Below are 17,021 nucleotides of genomic sequence, written 5' to 3'. Positions count from 1 at the left end.
GAAAATTATCTTGTGAAAATATTTTTTCGCTCAGATGGGGGTTTGTACGAGGGAGAGGGAATGAGTACTTTCGCAGCGCCAGTCGATCGTCGACGGGCGTTCGTTCAGATCAGGCTTGGGGATGGCGCACCGCCGCGTGAGCGGCAGTGAGACGAGAGAGGTGCTGCTCGACGGCAGCGTGGGAAGCGGTCTTGCCGAAGGCAATGCCGCGTTGCGGGCAGATCGGCCGTCGGTGCGCGCGTGCGTCGACGGCCAAAGGGCGGTTAATCTTCGACTGGCTGAACCCCCGTGATGGACCCCGTCGTGATCGCTGCAGCGGCCTTCGCTTTCTGCGTTGCCGTAGCCGGAGCGCTGGCGGCATTGGGCGCACTCTGCTGTGGCGCGTCGTGCTTCACCGGCTCCGGCTTCGCCTCCGTGAGTTCCATCACATTGCCGCGCACCACGATCTTCACGGGATCGGTCTTCTTCCATTGCTTCTTCGGGACCACCAGCTTCCACGTCGAGTCGCGGTCCGGATTGCGAAAGAGCGCGACGACACCGACATACTGTGTGTCTTCTTTCATCGGCTCGTTGATGCTGGCGCTGGCGTTGGGGCGTAGCACGACATCACGGGTTGCGAGCAGATCGGCCTTCAGCGCGTCCAGATCGTCGGTTTGCAGTTGCGCGTACTCGAGTTGCTGGAAGCTCTGCGCATCCTTCAACTGATACAGCCGCACGACCGTCGACAGCGATTGACCAACGGCGTTCTCGTTCAGCGAAGCGCGGCTGACGAGATCGACACTCATTGTCTTGACCTGAGTCGTGAAGACCCATTTCGCCGCATCTACCGTGTTGTCGGACACGGCCTGAGTGAGTCCGCATCCTGCCAGGGTCAACGCAGTCAACATCAATGCGCCCACGCCGGGCGCGTTCGTTTTCCAGTTCATGGTTTCGGATTCGTTTGAGGTGTTCTGTCGATCAATGCATTGGCGGGCAATCGCCGCTGCTGCCCGTCCATACGCCGAGTTGCACGCGGGTGTGCCCGCCGTCGCGGGTCGACAGCCCCGCGCCAGCCAGGCGCGTCGTGAAGCCGAGCCGCACTTCATCCGCGCTGAGCTTCTGTGGCGGCATCAGGTCGGCAGCGACGTGCATTTCGAGGTTCGCTTGCGCTTCGTAGCCAAGGTAGAAGCGCAGCAGCGTCATCACCTCGCGATGCGCGGTGTGACCAGGCAGCAGCGCAAGCACGGATTCGCGCGTGTTCGGCGTGAGCACGATCCGCACGCTGTTGCTTCTGTCGTAGAAGCCGCGGCCGAGCAGACAGGACTCGCCTAGCGCCGCCCGCGGATCGCCGGTCGCGTTGACCCAGACAGAATGAAACTCTTCGACGTCGACATCCGTATCGGGCACCGCGTGCCGAAGCACGCCCGCAAGCCCTTCAGCCGTGCGCGTCTTGTGACCGGCGAGACCGAGCATCGACAGCAGCTTGCGTGTGCCGACCGCGCGCGCCATGTCAGGCGTGCCGATGCCGAGTCCCGCATAGCTGAGCAGGTAGCGCGAGACCTCGTCGGTGCCGTCCTTTCTGAAGCCGGCCGGATAGCGATACTTGCGCCATACGCGGTAGTACTGCGTGACGACGCGGTGATGGAAGAGATCGAGAAACGCGGCGAGCGGTTCTGCGCCCTCGCGGTTTTGCGCGACCTCGTCGGCAAAGTACGATGGCATGCGCGCATCGACACCATAAAGACCCAGAAAAGTCGTCACGACGGACGGCGGTTTCAGCGGGTCGTCGGGATCGCTTTCGATCGCATCGATCTCGCGACGCGGAAACCCCAGGCGCGCGTGCGAACGAAAGCGGACGGGTTCGTCCGCTGGCGAATCCGTCGTGCCGATGGGCGGGCGATCCGGCGCGGCCAGTTCGATGAGCTGGCAGAAGCGGAAGAAGTTCATCTGCGTCGCGTGATCGAGCAGCGCGGGCAGCAACGTGCGTTCGGCGTCGACGGTGTCGATGGTGTCGTGACGGGTGGATCGCAAAAGCGCGAAATGCGGGTCGTTCAAAACGGTGCTCCTTCCCCCTTGGTGTCGGGCCATTCGATGCGCCGTCCCGTTGGCTGCGAGACGATGACGAGCTTGGTGTAGAGGTTGAGCGACGCGTACAGCCCGAGGAACCGGTTCAACATGCCGCCGAACAGTTCGAGATCGCCGTTGCCCGCGAAACGGCCGCTGTCGATCGTGACGATTATCTCGACGCCGCGTTGCAAGCCGCCACGCACCAGTTTCTGCAAGAGCCGATGCTGGACATCGGTGATGGCATCGATGCGCCGACGGTTCAACTCGCCGTCCGTCCAGTCGTAGAGCGCGAGACTGCCGCGCAGGATTTCAGCGTTCAGCAGCGACAGGTAGTTCGGCGCGAGATGCGACAGCACGCGCCACTGGAAGCGGTCGCCCGTTGGCGGATAGACGGGCAGGGTTGGTGCGCACAGATTGCGCACGGCGCCGATGTTCGTGAAGCCGCCGCGCATCCGGTTGATGCCCGCTTCGCGCAGCGCCTTGCGCGGCAGCATGCCGTTGGTGCCCGTCACTGACAGCGACAGCGTTTCCTTCGGCAGCGCGTCAGCCCGTTCCCATACGTGTCCGCCGAGCACCAGCCACGTGTCGAACCGGCCGGCCGGTCCACGCCGTACGCGGGTATGGAAGTAGCGCTCTGGCATTTCATGGCGCAGCATGCCGCCGCGATGACGAAACGCTGCGAAAGGCACGTATTCGAAGCGCTGGCCTGTGCCTGCTTCGAAACCCTGGACGGAATCGACGCAATAGACTTCGACGCTCGCGCCATATTGTTCGCGCGCGTTCACGCGGTACTCGGTCTCGAACTGCGTGACGGTGATTGGTGCGGCTTCGAGCGCAAACAGGTTGATGATCGGCGTGCAGTAGAGGCGCACGTTGTCCGCGTTGAAACGCATGTCGTCGGGGTACGGCTGAGCCAGCACGATCTCGACATCGAAGTGGCTCGCGGAAGCGGGCACCGCCTGAATGTCGAGACCGACGAGGTCGACGAACATGAACTTTCCGGGGAAAGTGAAGTACTCGAGCAGCAACTGATAGCCCCCGAACGCGTTGTCGGCTTTCGGCCAGAGACGCTCTTCGGCGGCGAAGCCCGCGGGCTCGATGCGCAGTCCGGGCATGGGTTGCGGCGCGCCCGGACGCTCTTGCGGAAAGCCCGGCACGCGGACCTGCACGGCGAGGGGTACGGCTGTCAACGCGGAATACAGCGTGAGCGCGACCGGGCGGTCGGCGTTGAGATAGAGACGCAGACGCGGCACCTGGAGCTGTTCGCGCCGGGCCTGCGGCTGGAGTTCCAGCCGAAGACGGATCACGGAGCGGCCGTCTTCGCGGGCATAGGTGTTCGCTTCCGTCAGATGCAGCGGGTAGAGATCGACTGGTTGTGTGGTCCGATAGATGCATGCCTCGCCGTCGTCGCCCATTGGCTCGGACAGCGCTTCGAGTCCGGCGGGCAGCGTCTCGTGCTTTTGCAGCGCACCCGGCGTCGGAATCATCTCCAGGATGGACAGCGATGGAATCATGCGCAGATAGTGCGGCCACAGCATGCTGACCAGACCTTCTGTCAATTCGGGCAACTCGTCGTCGAGCTTGTGACGTAGGCGCGCCATCAGAAATGCGAAGCCTTCAAACAGGCGCTCGACGTGAGGATCGCGATCGCCGATGCGATCGATATTGAGCATGCGCGCGCGGTCAGGAAATGCGCGGGAGAATTCCTTGCCGGCGTCGCGCAGGTAGCGCATTTCCGCTTCGTAATAGCGGAGGATGTCGCTGTCCTTGGTGGGAGAACTCATTGCAGGTGTGTGTCCGTGTCCGGTTAGTCAGCGGTTGAGGCTGTCGCGCGATCAGGCCAGCACGACGGCGCGCGCCGGATCGATTGCCGTCAGTTCGGCCGCCAGCGAGTCGATTCGCGCGGCGAGCGTGGTCTTGTCGGCGTCCTTTCGGTTGACGCGGATTTTCAGCAGATTCAGCAACTGAAGCTTGACCTCGAAAGCGAGTGACGGCTCCCATGCGGCAAGCTGAAAGCGCCGCGTGAACTCGTCGAGCGAGGCGAGCAGATGCAGCGCGGTGTCGGGGCGCTGCGCCCGTTCCGCGACACGCGCCATCACGAACTGTCGAAGGAAGTGTTCGCGTTCGCCATGCTCGCCGCCGTGCGTGGGCAGACGTTGCAGCCATGAAAACGCCGCTTCGATGCCCTGATTCGTCGCGAGGTCGTACGCCTGCGATTCCGTTTCGGCCCAGTCGTTGTCCGCCGATCCGACACTGATCGGCGCGACCATGTCGCCTTTCTCGACGTCGCGCACCGTCGCGTGACGGGCGATCCACTCGAGCGTGGTGTCGTCGGCGAACGGCGAACCGTCTGTGAATGACAGACGTTCCAGTCCCGCCAGACGCTCGAGCATCAGTGCGCAGTCAGTTGCGACGAGTTCGCGTACGCGGGCGTATTCGCCGCCCGCGTGTTCCTGCGCAGTGAACGCGTAGTACTGGAGGTCGAGCCAGAAATGGTTCGCGCCTTCCGCAAACGCACTCTCGATCCGTTCGAGAAGCTCAGGCCATTGCTTTTGCAGCACCAGCCGTTTCAGGTTTGCGCGCAGTTCCGCGCGTGGTGCGACGAGCCGCGTCTTGCCGCTAGCCTCGTGAGGCGGCACTTCCGTGAGCGTGTCCCAACGCACGCAACGCATCAACCGGTATGCGGCCAGATAACCGTGCGGTTGCTCGCGAAGGAATTGCGCCATATGCCGGGCGCGGTCGAGCAGATCGCTTGTTGAAGCGACCGTTGTGCTTCCTGCAAGCGTGACGGCAGGGCCGCTGCCGGCGGCCGCGTTCGATGCCGATGCGCTCGGGACGCCTGGCGCGAGATCTGAAGGTTGTGGCGTTTCGAGGCGGTTCTCGAAACGGCGGAACAGCGGCTCCAGGGCCGGGCGCGCGGCTTCGGGCCACTGCGACGTGCGTTCGACGATCAGCGCGAGCGCCGAAAGCGTGCGTTCGAGCAGCGCCCCGCTCAGTCCGTTCACGCGATCGAGACGGTCGGCGAATGTCGTTCCCGCGAGCCATTCGAATGCGGTCTTGCGCGTGGCGACCCGCCCGGGCAGCAACCCTTCGCCGAACCGGTCGACCAGTGCCGACAGCAGTTCAAAGCCGGATGCCACGCCTTCCGCGCCGTCGCGACGCATGCGACCGTAAATGTAGTAGGCCGCGACGCGAACGTCTTTCGCGCCGTGTTTGAGCAACCGTTCGGCGGTATCGACGATCTTCGTATCGTCGATACCGCCGAGCCTGGCGACTTCTTCCTTGATCGCCAGAAAGTCGTCGTCGTAGGCGGGATCGCTGCCCGTCGGCATGTCTTCGCTGATGGGCGCGAGCCAGTCGTCCCAACGCGATTGTGTCGAGCGCGCAAGGTCGGATGGCGGGCGGGTGCCGAATAGCGCGTCGAGGAGGTTGGAGAATTTCATTGTTTTTTATTGGACTGTTCGTTGGCTCAGTTCAGTTCAGCTCTGCGGCAGCGGTATGGCCGCGCGTTTGCCCGCTTCAAGCGCGGCCTTCGGCAAAGGCGGCGGACTGTTGTCCCTTGCCATGTTCGCCGTGCCCGGTGAGCGGCTCACGAAGATGCGCGAAGGCAGCACGAAACCCTTGAGCGCAAGCAGTTCGAGCGGACCTTTACCCACGTCGGTGCGCATCATGTAGCCCAGTGCATGCGTGTCGCTGCCAGGCGCAGGCTTGCCGGGCTCCTGTGCGATGAGCGTATCGATGTCGTAGGCGGGGTCGCTGGCGGACTTCGCGGCGGCCGGCCTGATTTCACGCACGAACGGCGAAGCCTGCCAGGTGAGCATGTACGTTGCGCTATCGACGGGTTCCACGCGCGCGTGTTCGAGCATGCGCACGAATGCCCAGCGCCCGTCGAACTCCAGACTGCGGTTCGTGCCTGCCTTCTCCGTCTGCCATTCGAGGCGCGTGCCCGTTCTCTGCGGATCGTTCGATGGCCAGTTCATCGGTTGCCAGGTTTCCTGCTGGTTGAAGTAGTGCAGCTTCTGGCCATCGACGGTGAGCAGCGTATCCGTGATGCCCGGCGACGGCACGGGTTTGAATTCGACCCGATACTGCGGCTCGCCCTGCGCGAGCAGGTGCCCTGCAATCCGTTGCAGCGTGTTGATAGCGGTAAGGAATGACGGATCGAAGACGAGCGAGGACGTTGCCGTGGTGACGGGCATCCATTGGTCGCCCTGCAACTCCAGCACGCCCGCAAGCTGGCTCGCGAGAAACGCGGCGATCAGGCCGCCTTGCGGTCGCAGGAAGCGCGCGAGTTCGGGCAGCGAGGCGTCGTTGGCGGTGCTGGTGAAGGGATAGCGTCCCGCGAACGAGCGGTTCCACGCCGAGACGATGCTCTGCTGCCAGGCTTCGTTCAGGCTCGCCTGGGCAGGCTGGAGCACGGTCTGCAAGGCCTGCGCGACGGGGCGCACGAACAGGGCATCGCCCATGCCCGCCCATTGCGCGCCGACGCTCGCGGCGATCAGGCGCGCGTAGGACTGCGTGTCGGCGAGTTCCGAGCCTTTGCCCTGGAAAAGCGTTTGCGCGACCTGCCGCGCCTGTGCGTCGGCGTCCGGGCTGTCGCCGATCTGCTGCAGCCGCAGCCGTAACGTCGTGACGCGCTCCAGATAGCGTTGCAGGCTCAGATCGCTGTAGCCGGCTGCCGTCTTGTTGTTCGATGAGGGGGCATCGCCGCCCGTGCCCTGTGCGACGAGGCGCAGCACGGGACCGAACGACGGCCCGAGTGGCCCTGCGGGATCGGGGCGTGCTGCCTGCGGTTCATCGGCCTTGTTGCCGCCGAAGATGTTCTGCGCCTTCGTGACGAGCGTGTCGGATAGTGAGGCCTTCTGGGCGCCCGCGCTGCCCTGATACTCGAGCGACTTCATCAACGCGATCAGTGGCGACTGGCGCGCGTCGGCCATGGCCTTCAACTGACCGATGGCGGCGGGCATCGACGGTGCGCGCTCCCACTGGATCGTGTTCATGAAGGCTTGCCAGTGTTCGGCGTAGTCGGCGAAGTAATGGCTGATGAGGGCGGCTTTCAGCGCCTCGGGAGACGATGCGGTTTGCGCTTGCTGTGTGCTGTTTGTCGTGTTGGCGCCGGCGAGCACCCAGTCGCTGGCGGTGCCGTTGTGTTTTGCGGCGTCGTCGATGGCCTGGGCGATCGTGCCCTCCCACGCCTCGCGCGTGAATACGCCGGGAACGAAGGCCGAGGTGCGGAACAGGCCACGTGTGTCGGTGCCGGCTGTCAGAGAGGCGAGCGTCTGGTCCGGATACTTCCTGCCGACGGACGCGACGATGTCCTGATAGATCGTGTCTTCGGAATTCTTTACGCCGATCACGACGAGCAATGTCTGACGCGAGCCGTTGATGAGGTCGTCGCGGGCGTCGATGCGCCATTCCGGGTGCTGTTTCAGGTGCTCCGCGTAGAAGCCGAGCAGACGCTGCGAGAGGTCGAGCTTCTCGCCTGGCGGCAGGTCGGCGGCGATGTTCCAGTAGTGCGGCAGCAATGGCGTCATGAACGATGGATCGGCGTTTGCAGGCTCCGACATCATCAGGTAGGTCTTCAAGGTCTTGTGACCGTCCTGCGCAAGCTGGCTCGTCTGGCTATCGAACTGGGCGGTCTGCATCTGGTTAAGATCGACCAGTTGCGCTTCGAGGTTCTGCTGTACGGGTGTGATAAGCGTGTCGCGGGCGGTGCGCGAGTAGGGCTTCCAGATGGCCGCGAGTGTTGGTGCGTCGTGGTTCAGGCCGAAGCGGGTTGGGAGCGGAGCGTGGTGCTGTATGCGGTCTTCGTACAGTGCGATGCGTTGCTGGAGTGCGAGCAGGTTGCGCAGACGCGTGGCGGAGTCTCGCGCAGTGTTCAGGTTGTGCACGGCTTCGCTGGTGAGGACCAGGTCGCGGGCGTTGGTGGCGGCGGAGAGGAGCAGGCCTGTGGTCCATAGTGCGATGGCTGCGAGTGTTGCAGTCGAGAAGACGCTGACGGGATGCAGGCCGATGCGGTGGCCGCCTGTGCGGAGGGCGTCGGTGGCGAGGTGAGACCAGAGGTGCTCACCGATGCCGGGTGCCGCGTTCGTGCTTTCGGTCTGATCCGACTGCTTGCGGGAAGCGAAGAACACCCCGCGCACGTTGATTGCGCGGCGTTGGCGGGAGTTGATCCCTGCAATCCACGTTGACAGTGGCGCGATGCGCTTATCGAGGTATTGGGACAATTGGCCTGTGTAGCGATTGCTGTCGTCGCTTGCCATCTGCGCAATGCTCACATCGGCCAGTCGCGTGTTCAGCGCGAGAAGCGCGGTTTCGATCGCGCGTGCGCTGGAGGCGTTCTCGAACTCGCAGCCGATGAGGGGCGGCGTTACAACTGCCTTGGTCGTGAGTTCGGGATAGTCGAGCACGTACACAGGTGCAGACCAGCGCAGCCGCGAAGCGATGTGCGCGAGCTGGATGCCGGCGGCGTTGGTGTCACGGCTTGGCGTTGGAGCGTTGGACGCGGCATCGCCGACTACCACGATCGCGTCGACCGGGCGGCGGCGGCGCAGTTTGTATAGCTCACGCAGCCAGGTGTCGTCGGGGCGGCCTTCGGCTACAGGCTTTTGCCAGAGGAGGATGGCGTCGTCGGTGATGTGCCAGCATTGGTTTTTGAGTTCGGGGACCAGGCTGGTGATGGCGGTGTCGTTGCCGGTTAGCAAGAGCCAGGGTTGGCGGTAGCGCCAACGGAGGCCGTTGCTCTCTCGCAGCCATTGGCGAAGAGGATCCAAATCTGCACCGACGACCTTGGTCCCTGAATCACCGTCGGCAATAACGGTTGGTCGGAGCCCTTCTTTCTCAATCAGCGCCTCTACTTCGCGCTCTTCCGCCGATCTCTTTGAATACGCGGCATACGCAAACACGACCACTATGCCGCCTATCAAGATCGAAGCCAAACGGTGCGAACTGAACCATGCGAAGAGCGCGCCCTTTTCTACGGTAAAGCCTAAGAGACCGGCAACTGCCAGGCACGCGGCAATTACGAGCAATGACGACCCATAGCGTATTTTGGTTTTCACTTTATCTAGCTGCTGTGATTTGTTCTGGCCATGACAATAGTGATTGCCGATGAGCCGTTTGCCGAAACTACCAGTTGCGAACGCTGTCTGCGGGTTGCCGCCTGAATTGCAAGGCCAAGCGCAACCCAGCCGCTCAATGGACCGGCCAGCCCGGCTACCTCGTCGAAATTGTTCTCCAGCGTGTCCCTTTCATTAGCAACATGCCCGCCTCCGGCGTCGCTCGAAGCTTTCCGTATCGTGCCTAGCGCATGCTTGTCGAGACCGGTGTCCCATATGTCCGCGTCGTTATCCGCTCCGCCTTGGATTCGACGCACCTGTCCGAGATCCGCGTATAACGCTTCGACGTTTGACAGCATGGGCCGATATACCCGTACGTGACTTTCCGCAGTCGGAGCGCGATGGTCCGTGGTACCAATAAGCAGAGATACAGCACCTTCGCTATACGAATTAGCATCGGTTGCCCGCTGCCCTGCAATGAGAAGCAGGGGTGCGGTGAAATGCTGGTCGACACAGTGATACAGTCGTTCCAGACCTGACTCGGAAAGCATCTTTACCGTCAGCGGCAATTTGATGGCTCTCTTGACGAGAATTCCATCAAGTGTCTTCGCCGAGTCGAACGCCGTGTCCCGAAGCGCTGCGAAAGTGCCGGGATCAACAAGAATTTCGACGACCAGCAAATCTTTGATGCGCTCAATATGTTCCCCTAGGCGTTCGATCACGAGCTCTAGCAAATGCGTAACCCATTGCTCGGCCGAATAAGCAAATGACCATCCGAGTGTCAGACTTCGCCCCAGATTGACGGGAAGTTCTCTGTCCTTTTGCACCCATTGATCGATTTGACCGCCAGCAGACGAGAAGACACAGCTCGCCTGGATACAGAGGCAACGGCGCCCCCATTGCGCCCACTCGTTGTCGAGAAGCTCGCGCTTTTCGGCCCAGACGTCCTGCTCCAATTTTGCATGCTCGTAGTACGTCAGGCGCGCACCAAACATACCCATGAAGACAACAGCAGGCGCACCGAATAGGAGAATCCAGAATTTTCCAGATTGCGTGGATTGATCATGTGGCCACAACAGCAATACAAGCGCGGCGCCAACGGTCATCACGAGGACAAACGCGGCGAGCCAATTCCGCCAGCGCAATGACGTTGGCTCTGGCCGAGGCCGCAGAACGGGAATGGGCCACGGCATCGCCTATCCGACCATCGCTGACGACTGCGTCGATAACACGCGACATCCGCAAGCAGCCTTGCATCCATGCACGACGAGTGGCTTGCCATCCCAGATCATCGTCTGTTCTGCTTCGATAACGGGGTTCACACCATGCCCCTCTATCCGGCAGTTCACCAGATCGCCCAGCAAAGCAGCGCGTTTTCCGTTCTCGAAAAATGTGGAGGTTGCCGTCATGACATAACCGTCCCTGTCAGTGGGGTCACCCTCGTAGATGAGTCCTTTCATTGTTCCTCGCGCGTTGATGACGCTGTATCAAATGACTTGTTCAAATGGGATTACTTTAGGAACCACGACGCAACCCACGTATAAAAAGCCAGTGCGCTACCCGTCCACAGCAGGATGAACGGTACTTCCTTCCACACGACGGGCTGGCGCTGTGAGTGGGCATCTGCGGGCGGGCGCATCACGCCCCCTTCGGCGGCGCAGGCCTCGATCTGTGCGGGCCAGGTGGGAACGCGGTTACAGCGATAGGCGATCCAGCTGGCGATGCTGAAGAGCATGATCATCGGCGCCATCGCCGTGCAGGCCAGGGTGACTAACAGCAGCAGGCCGAACCCCTTCATCTGCGGATCGTGCCAGTCGAACCTGCGCGGAATGTCGAGCAGATCGAAGAAGCTCAGGAGATCGCGCAGGCCTGTACGGTGTTCGAGATAGGTCTCGCAGCGCGGCAGGCTGGCGGGGCCGGTTTCCATGAACTGGCGCACGTATTCGTACTGGCCAAGCGCGTACTGTTCGTTCAGCGAAGTCTGGCCGAGACTGGCGATGCGCGGAAAGTGTCCATCGAATCTGACCTCGCCCTGTTCATCGAGATCGACGAGCAGCACGGCGCGGAAGGTGTTGACGTTGGTGTTGGCGGGAGTGACGCCCTGGGAGACGGGGGTGAGCCTGTCCCAGTCGAGTTCGATTGGCGTACGTGTGCCGACAAACATCCACACCTTGCGACGAGTGCGGTCGAAACGCAGCAGTGCATCCGTGTAGCCGAAGAAGTCGGTCAGGAAGATGGATAAAAAAAGCAAACTCAAAAATATGAGCAAGGGACACGCCAAAGCCGCTATAACAACGGCCAGATAGCTTGTATGCCACATTCCGCTAGAGAAAATTTCTGGCAAAAGTGTCGATGCGGTCGCCATCGAAATCAAACCACACAGTCCTGCCAACCCAACCATCCCCTTGAACGTATTTGCCCCCTGTCCGATCTCAAGGGTAGTGTTATTCATCCGGTAGACCATGCGATCGCCGTTGGGCGGGACGCCAGTGTTGGTCCGCACGGAACCGAGAGATCGCCATTGGCGCAATGCACGATCCAGCGGACCATACGCTCCCGCTTTGCGCATGCGACGGATCCACCAGCTTTCTTTCTTTAGCTTGACTGTAGCCATTGTGTTTTTAGTGGACGCATATTGCCGGGTCAGTTGCCATACAGCACCCAACCATGACGGACACATTGAGAGACGGGATTACTTTAGGAACCACGACGCAACCCACGTATAAAAAGCCAGCGCGCTACCCGTCCACAGCAGGATGAACGGTACTTCCTTCCACACGATGGGCTGGCGCTGTGAGTGGGCACCTGCGGGCGGGCGCATCACGCCCCCTTCGGCGGCGCAGGCCTCGATCTGTGCGGGCCAGGTGGGAACGCGGTTACAGCGATAGGCGATCCAGCTGGCGATGCTGAAGAGCATGATCATCGGCGCCATCGCCGTGCAGGCCAGGGTGACCAACAGCAGCAGGCCGAACCCCTTCATCTGCGGATCGTGCCAGTCGAACCTGCGCGGAATGTCGAGCAGATCGAAGAAGCTCAGGAGATCGCGCAGGCCTGTACGGTGTTCGAGATAGGTCTCGCAGCGCGGCAGGCTGGCGGGGCCGGCTTCCATGAACTGGCGCACGTATTCGTACTGGCCGAGCGCGTACTGTTCGTTCAGCGAAATCTGGCCGAGACTGGCGATGCGCGGCAAGTTTCCATCGAATCTGACCTCGCCCTGTTCATCGAGATCGACGAGCAGCACGGCGCGGAAGGTATTGACGTTGGTGTTGGCGGGAGTGATGCCCTGGGAGACGGGGGTGAGCCTGTCCCAGTCGAGTTCGATTGGCGTGCGCGTGCCGACAAACATCCATACCTTGCGACGAGTGCGGTCGAAACGCAGCAGTGCATCCGTGTAGCCGAAGAAGTCGGTCAGGAAGATGGATAAAAACCATACACCCATTGGGATGCAGAGCAGACCCATAAGAAGCACAAATATCGTGCTAACCGGGTGCGCAGTCCATACGATAAATGAGAGGAAGTCTATGGTTAGGAATACACCGAAAATCGTTGCGCCAAACATAATAAGTCCCGTGAGCCCAACCATCCCCTTGAACGTATTTGCCCCCTGTCCGATCTCAAGGGTAGTGTTATTCATCCGGTAGACCATGCGATCGCCGTTGGGCGGGACGCCAGTGTTGGTCCGCACGGAACCGCGAGATCGCCATTGGCGCAATGCACGATCCAGCGGACCATACGCTCCCGCTTTGCGCATGCGACGGATCCACCAGCTTTCTTTCTTTAGCTTGACTGTAGCCATTGTGTTTTTAGTGGACGCATATTGCCGGGTCAGTTGCCATGCAGCACCCAACCATGACGGACACATTGAGAGACGGGATTACTTTAGGAACCACGACGCAACCCACGTATAAAAAGCCAGCGCGCTACCCGTCCACAGCAGGATGAACGGTACTTCCTTCCACACGATGGGCTGGCGCTGTGAGTGGGCATCTGCGGGCGGGCGCATCACGCCCCCTTCGGCGGCGCAGGCCTCGATCTGTGCGGGCCAGGTGGGAACGCGGTTACAGCGATAGGCGATCCAGCTGGCGATGCTGAAGAGCATGATCATCGGCGCCATCGCCGTGCAGGCCAGGGTGACTAACAGCAGCAGGCCGAACCCCTTCATCTGCGGATCGTGCCAGTCGAACCTGCGCGGAATGTCGAGCAGATCGAAGAAGCTCAGGAGATCGCGCAGGCCTGTACGGTGTTCGAGATAGGTCTCGCAGCGCGGCAGGCTGGCGGGACCGGCTTCCATGAACTGGCGCACGTATTCGTACTGGCCAAGCGCGTACTGTTTGTTCAGCGAAGTCTGGCCGAGACTGGCGATGCGCGGAAAGTGTCCATCGAATCTGACCTCGCCCTGTTCATCGAGATCGACGAGCAGCACGGCGCGGAAGGTGTTGACGTTGGTGTTGGCGGGAGTGACGCCCTGGGAGACGGGGGTGAGCCTGTCCCAGTCAAGTTCGATTGGCGTACGTGTGCCGACAAACATCCACACCTTGCGACGAGTGCGGTCGAAACGTAGCAGCGCATCCGTGTAGCCGAAGAAGTCGGTCAGGAAGATGGATAAAAACCATATACCCATCGGGATGCAAAACAGACTGCCAATAACAGAGAAGGCCACACCAAAATGATCAACCTCCCATTCATGCGCGCTCAACGTGCTAACTATGAGATATGTTCCTGAAAGCGTGCACAAAAGAAACACGAATGCGGCCAACCCAACCATACCCTTGAACGTACTCACTCCTTGCCCAATCTCAAGGGTGGTGTGGTTCATCCGGTAGACCATGCGATCGCCGTTGGGCGGGACGCCAGTGTTGGTCCGCACGGAACCGAGAGATCGCCATTGGCGCAATGCACGATCCAGCGGACCATACGCTCCCGCTTTGCGCATGCGACGGATCCACCAGCTTTCTTTCTTTAGCTTGACTGTAGCCATTGTGTTTAATAAGAAAGAAGGCCAGACAGAATATCGGCTCCAACACCGCGCTCGACCAGGACAGGTTTTCCATCCGTCGGAATGACCAGATCGGGTTGAGCCGGATCCGGGAAGTACTGCAAGTTGATCGTCGCGACACTGTACTGCCGATGATCGACGCGCAAGACACCCTTGTATTCGTATCCTCCTGAAGGACTTTTCACCAGGCGTGGAGGTGCCTCCCAATAGAAGCTCATGGGCGATTTCGATGCCGTGGGCATTGGGCGCATCTCCTGCATGTGTGGATCGCTTAGTTCACCAGGCAGGTACGATGCGGGATGAACTTCTTCGTTCAGGATGGTTTTGTTGGAGTTGCTGTCGGCAAGCGAGATCGCGCATTTGATGACGCTCGACGTCGATGCGCCCGGCAGCGAAAGGCTGAAGCTCACCGAGTCGTAGCCTGTCACGCCCACGATTGCCCGGTTCATTTGCAAACCGGACCAATCCGTCTCCAGACGGTATGCATACATTACATCGCGAAGCGCTGCCATTTCTGCCCGGGGATCGCGATAGCGCTTGGGAGCTTTACCGTAGTAGCTCATCGCCAGCCAGTCCTGCAAAGGAGAATTGGTAGCGACAATCGCTTGCCATGCGAACCACACACCTAGACCAATGAAAATGACCCCGGCGGCGATCCAGCCGATCATAGGAATGGTGGTCGCAGCAGCGCCGACGGGTGCAAGGAATGCCAGCACGCCAGTGAAGGCACCAGCAGCAGACCCAACTGCAAACGCACCGCCTGCAGAGGCGATTGATGCGCTTAGAAATAAGAAAGCTGAAATCCCGTAAGCATTTGCGGCCTCGTCATTCCCCACGGACTTCCGATCCACATACTTGAAATACATCTGCACACTCTCGGCAAATGTCGACACCGCCGCAAACAACCCTCCACCAAATGCCACCTTCGCGGCGGCGGTCTTCGCGAGTCCAACCGCTGCCTTCTCCATCCCCAGCGCAGTCAATTCCCCTATTGCCCCGATCACTGCAAGCATCCCGGACACGAGACCGGCGTACACATCCGGCGTATTTGCCCCTGGCTGTGCACTGCCCATGCTCATGCTGATGCCCGCCAAATTGATCGAGGCGAGTACAAAACCTACCCATGGCAGCCCATTTTTAGCAAAGCCGATCAGCCTTTCGAACGCATTGAATTTTTCCGGCGCAGGAAGTGCCAACGGCACCTGCGACACACCCTTCACGGGCGTCCCTTCGATCGCTTCCGCAGGCATCCACATCCCGATAGCGGTTTTGCTGACAATCGTCTGTTCTTCGACAATCTGCGCCACTCCCTCAGCAGTCGCGACATAAACAGTTTTGGTCGCCGCGCTGTCCGCTTTCACCATCTTTAGTGGCGAGCCTTTGGGCGGCCACACGCCACGAAACATCATTGCGACGAGCTCGCTCGTCTTGTTCACAACAACGGTATTCCCGGACACAACTGTCTTTGTCGTCGCAGAGACGATGACAAGAATGAAGTACCCCGCCTTCTGATAGAGCGCAGGATTGACCTTCGCAAGACGCGGAAACTGCGCGGAAGCTGCGACTGCGATGGTTCCGAGTGCCGCGGAAGGGGGATTTTTTTCGAGCCAGGCTTTGTATTCTTCTCTGATCGCAATGAAACTCTTGACCGTATCATTCATCTTGTCGAGCCGGCCAATGTCAGGCAGGCCCGTTCCAGTCAGATGCCTGGCAAGGCCCGGCGCCGACCCCACAAGCGCTCCCCAAAGCGGCGTGTAAGGATCTTTTGCATTGGCTGCAAACCAGACATCCCACAGGTCAAGCTCGGCTTTGGTTTTACCCATACCGTGCACGCAAAGAGCGAACGCCGTCTGCCGGTCTTGCGACGACTTCATATCTTTGAGGTCGAAGTCCTGCCAGCGCAGATCAGCGTTCGAGTTGCCGTTCCACTTTGCTACGTCATCTGACAGCAGGTCGATCTGTGTGTTTTTAGCGTCAGTTTCCTTCTTGTGCGCCTGCTGATCGTCGTCCAATCGCTTTGCATCGTAGAGCTTGAGAAATTTTTCTTCCCATTGCGCCGACTCCCCCTTCTTTTCGAACACCGTCTTGAACCCAAGGATGGCGTCTCCAACGAAGCGTTCACGCGCATGTCCCGCCTGATACGCCGCCAGTTGTCCGACCTCCTGATTGCGAAAAGCGTTGAGATCGGCAGTCATGCCGATAGGGTCGAACAGCGCAAGCACAATACCCTTGCCATTCGCTTTCTGCGCGATCTCCGCCATTCTGGTCTGCATCGCGGCGGCCTGATCGTGCCGCTGGTTCAACGGCACTGTAAGCTTGCCGCTGCCATTCAGCTTGTTCCATCCCTCGGGCGTCGAGAAGTCGGCGACGTAATTGATCAGGTTGTTTTGCGTTGCGGGCAGCGCATGCTTGACCTCCTTGCCGTTGATCGCCTTTTGTACGTCCACTTTTTGCATGCGCGGTTCTGGAGACGTCTCCAGGGCGGTCAGTACACGGTCTGTCAGTCTGTATCGGCTGAATGCGACCCATACATGTGGTACGTATTGTGGTGACGGAATCGCGATGGTTTGCGCGGCGAAATCTTCTTTCTTCGCCTTGCACGTTGCATCAAGGGGTTTCTCAGTGGGAGCCGATGGTACTTGTCGAGGGTCGGCGTAGATGTTCATGCAGGCGTCCGGACCTACCTCATACACCACCCAACGGCTCTGACGCGTGCCCCGATTAGGGTAGAGAACATAGACGAATCCCCGGTCGAGCTGGCGAAGAATGTACCTGGACGCTTTTAGCGGCTTGTCTGTTACATGTTCGCCTAACGGCGAAGGCAGTGCACCGACATTCGTGACACTGGCAGGCGCGACGGCATAGCGAACCGGCAGGATCGCGAGACCTTCCTTGATGCAGTTTGGACAGCCCATATTCGT

General features: G+C 60.5%; 11 protein-coding genes. All 11 read right to left on the bottom strand.

From position 1 onward, the window contains the following. Nucleotides 1–263 precede the first annotated feature (263 nt). Entirely contained in the window at nucleotides 264–926 is a 663-nt protein-coding gene (gene tssJ, locus C2L66_RS29100; protein WP_060604718.1) for a type VI secretion system lipoprotein TssJ, read from the bottom strand. Nucleotides 927–957: 31 nt separating this feature from the next. Then, on the bottom strand, nucleotides 958–2,034 hold the full coding sequence (gene tssG, locus C2L66_RS29095; RefSeq protein WP_082670414.1) for a type VI secretion system baseplate subunit TssG: 1,077 nt from the start codon (nucleotides 2,032–2,034) through the stop codon (nucleotides 958–960). After that, nucleotides 2,031–3,830 (bottom strand): type VI secretion system baseplate subunit TssF, encoded by a 1,800-nt coding sequence (tssF, locus tag C2L66_RS29090; RefSeq protein WP_060604721.1) that lies wholly within the window; start codon nucleotides 3,828–3,830, stop codon nucleotides 2,031–2,033. Before tssF ends, tssG begins: the two co-directional genes overlap by 4 nt. A gap of 51 nt (nucleotides 3,831–3,881) precedes the next feature. Then, nucleotides 3,882–5,489, bottom strand: coding sequence for a type VI secretion system protein TssA (tssA, locus tag C2L66_RS29085; protein ID WP_060604724.1), 1,608 nt, complete (start codon nucleotides 5,487–5,489; stop codon nucleotides 3,882–3,884). Between the two features lie 36 nt (nucleotides 5,490–5,525). Further along, complete coding sequence (locus C2L66_RS29080; protein ID WP_233444988.1) at nucleotides 5,526–8,750, bottom strand: ImcF-related family protein; 3,225 nt, start codon at nucleotides 8,748–8,750, stop codon at nucleotides 5,526–5,528. A 362-nt stretch (nucleotides 8,751–9,112) separates the two neighbouring features. Continuing rightward, on the bottom strand, nucleotides 9,113–10,213 hold the full coding sequence (locus C2L66_RS29075) for a hypothetical protein (protein ID WP_148654603.1): 1,101 nt from the start codon (nucleotides 10,211–10,213) through the stop codon (nucleotides 9,113–9,115). Between the two features lie 87 nt (nucleotides 10,214–10,300). Continuing rightward, nucleotides 10,301–10,564, bottom strand: a complete 264-nt coding sequence (locus C2L66_RS29070; protein WP_060604733.1) for a PAAR domain-containing protein — start codon at nucleotides 10,562–10,564, stop codon at nucleotides 10,301–10,303. A gap of 50 nt (nucleotides 10,565–10,614) precedes the next feature. After that, nucleotides 10,615–11,718, bottom strand: a complete 1,104-nt coding sequence (locus tag C2L66_RS29065) for a DUF6708 domain-containing protein (protein WP_148654604.1) — start codon at nucleotides 11,716–11,718, stop codon at nucleotides 10,615–10,617. Nucleotides 11,719–11,796: 78 nt separating this feature from the next. Then, nucleotides 11,797–12,900: a DUF6708 domain-containing protein gene (locus tag C2L66_RS29060; protein ID WP_148654605.1), complete on the bottom strand. Its 1,104-nt coding sequence runs from the start codon at nucleotides 12,898–12,900 to the stop codon at nucleotides 11,797–11,799. 78 nt (nucleotides 12,901–12,978) lie between these two features. After that, nucleotides 12,979–13,920 (bottom strand): DUF6708 domain-containing protein, encoded by a 942-nt coding sequence (locus C2L66_RS29055; RefSeq protein ID WP_148654606.1) that lies wholly within the window; start codon nucleotides 13,918–13,920, stop codon nucleotides 12,979–12,981. Between the two features lie 167 nt (nucleotides 13,921–14,087). Next, on the bottom strand, nucleotides 14,088–17,015 hold the full coding sequence (locus tag C2L66_RS29050; RefSeq protein ID WP_148654607.1) for a T6SS effector BTH_I2691 family protein: 2,928 nt from the start codon (nucleotides 17,013–17,015) through the stop codon (nucleotides 14,088–14,090). Nucleotides 17,016–17,021: the final 6 nt, after the last annotated feature.

This window comes from Paraburkholderia caribensis, from assembly GCF_002902945.1.
GTDB lineage: Bacteria > Pseudomonadota > Gammaproteobacteria > Burkholderiales > Burkholderiaceae > Paraburkholderia > Paraburkholderia caribensis.
Note: the sequence above shows the minus strand (reverse complement) of the source record. Positions and strands in the feature narration are given on the sequence as shown.

What these genes read in the sequence shown, in the direction of transcription:
- tssJ (WP_060604718.1), bottom strand. Translation starts at nt 926, where the DNA reads ATGAACTGGAAAACGAACGCGCCCGGCGTGGGCGCATTGATGTTGACT.
- tssF (WP_060604721.1), bottom strand. Translation starts at nt 3,830, where the DNA reads ATGAGTTCTCCCACCAAGGACAGCGACATCCTCCGCTATTACGAAGCG.
- tssA (WP_060604724.1), bottom strand. Translation starts at nt 5,489, where the DNA reads ATGAAATTCTCCAACCTCCTCGACGCGCTATTCGGCACCCGCCCGCCA.
- C2L66_RS29070 (WP_060604733.1), bottom strand. Translation starts at nt 10,564, where the DNA reads ATGAAAGGACTCATCTACGAGGGTGACCCCACTGACAGGGACGGTTAT.
- C2L66_RS29065 (WP_148654604.1), bottom strand. Translation starts at nt 11,718, where the DNA reads ATGGCTACAGTCAAGCTAAAGAAAGAAAGCTGGTGGATCCGTCGCATG.
- C2L66_RS29060 (WP_148654605.1), bottom strand. Translation starts at nt 12,900, where the DNA reads ATGGCTACAGTCAAGCTAAAGAAAGAAAGCTGGTGGATCCGTCGCATG.
- C2L66_RS29055 (WP_148654606.1), bottom strand. Translation starts at nt 13,920, where the DNA reads ATGAACCACACCACCCTTGAGATTGGGCAAGGAGTGAGTACGTTCAAG.
- C2L66_RS29050 (WP_148654607.1), bottom strand. Translation starts at nt 17,015, where the DNA reads ATGGGCTGTCCAAACTGCATCAAGGAAGGTCTCGCGATCCTGCCGGTT.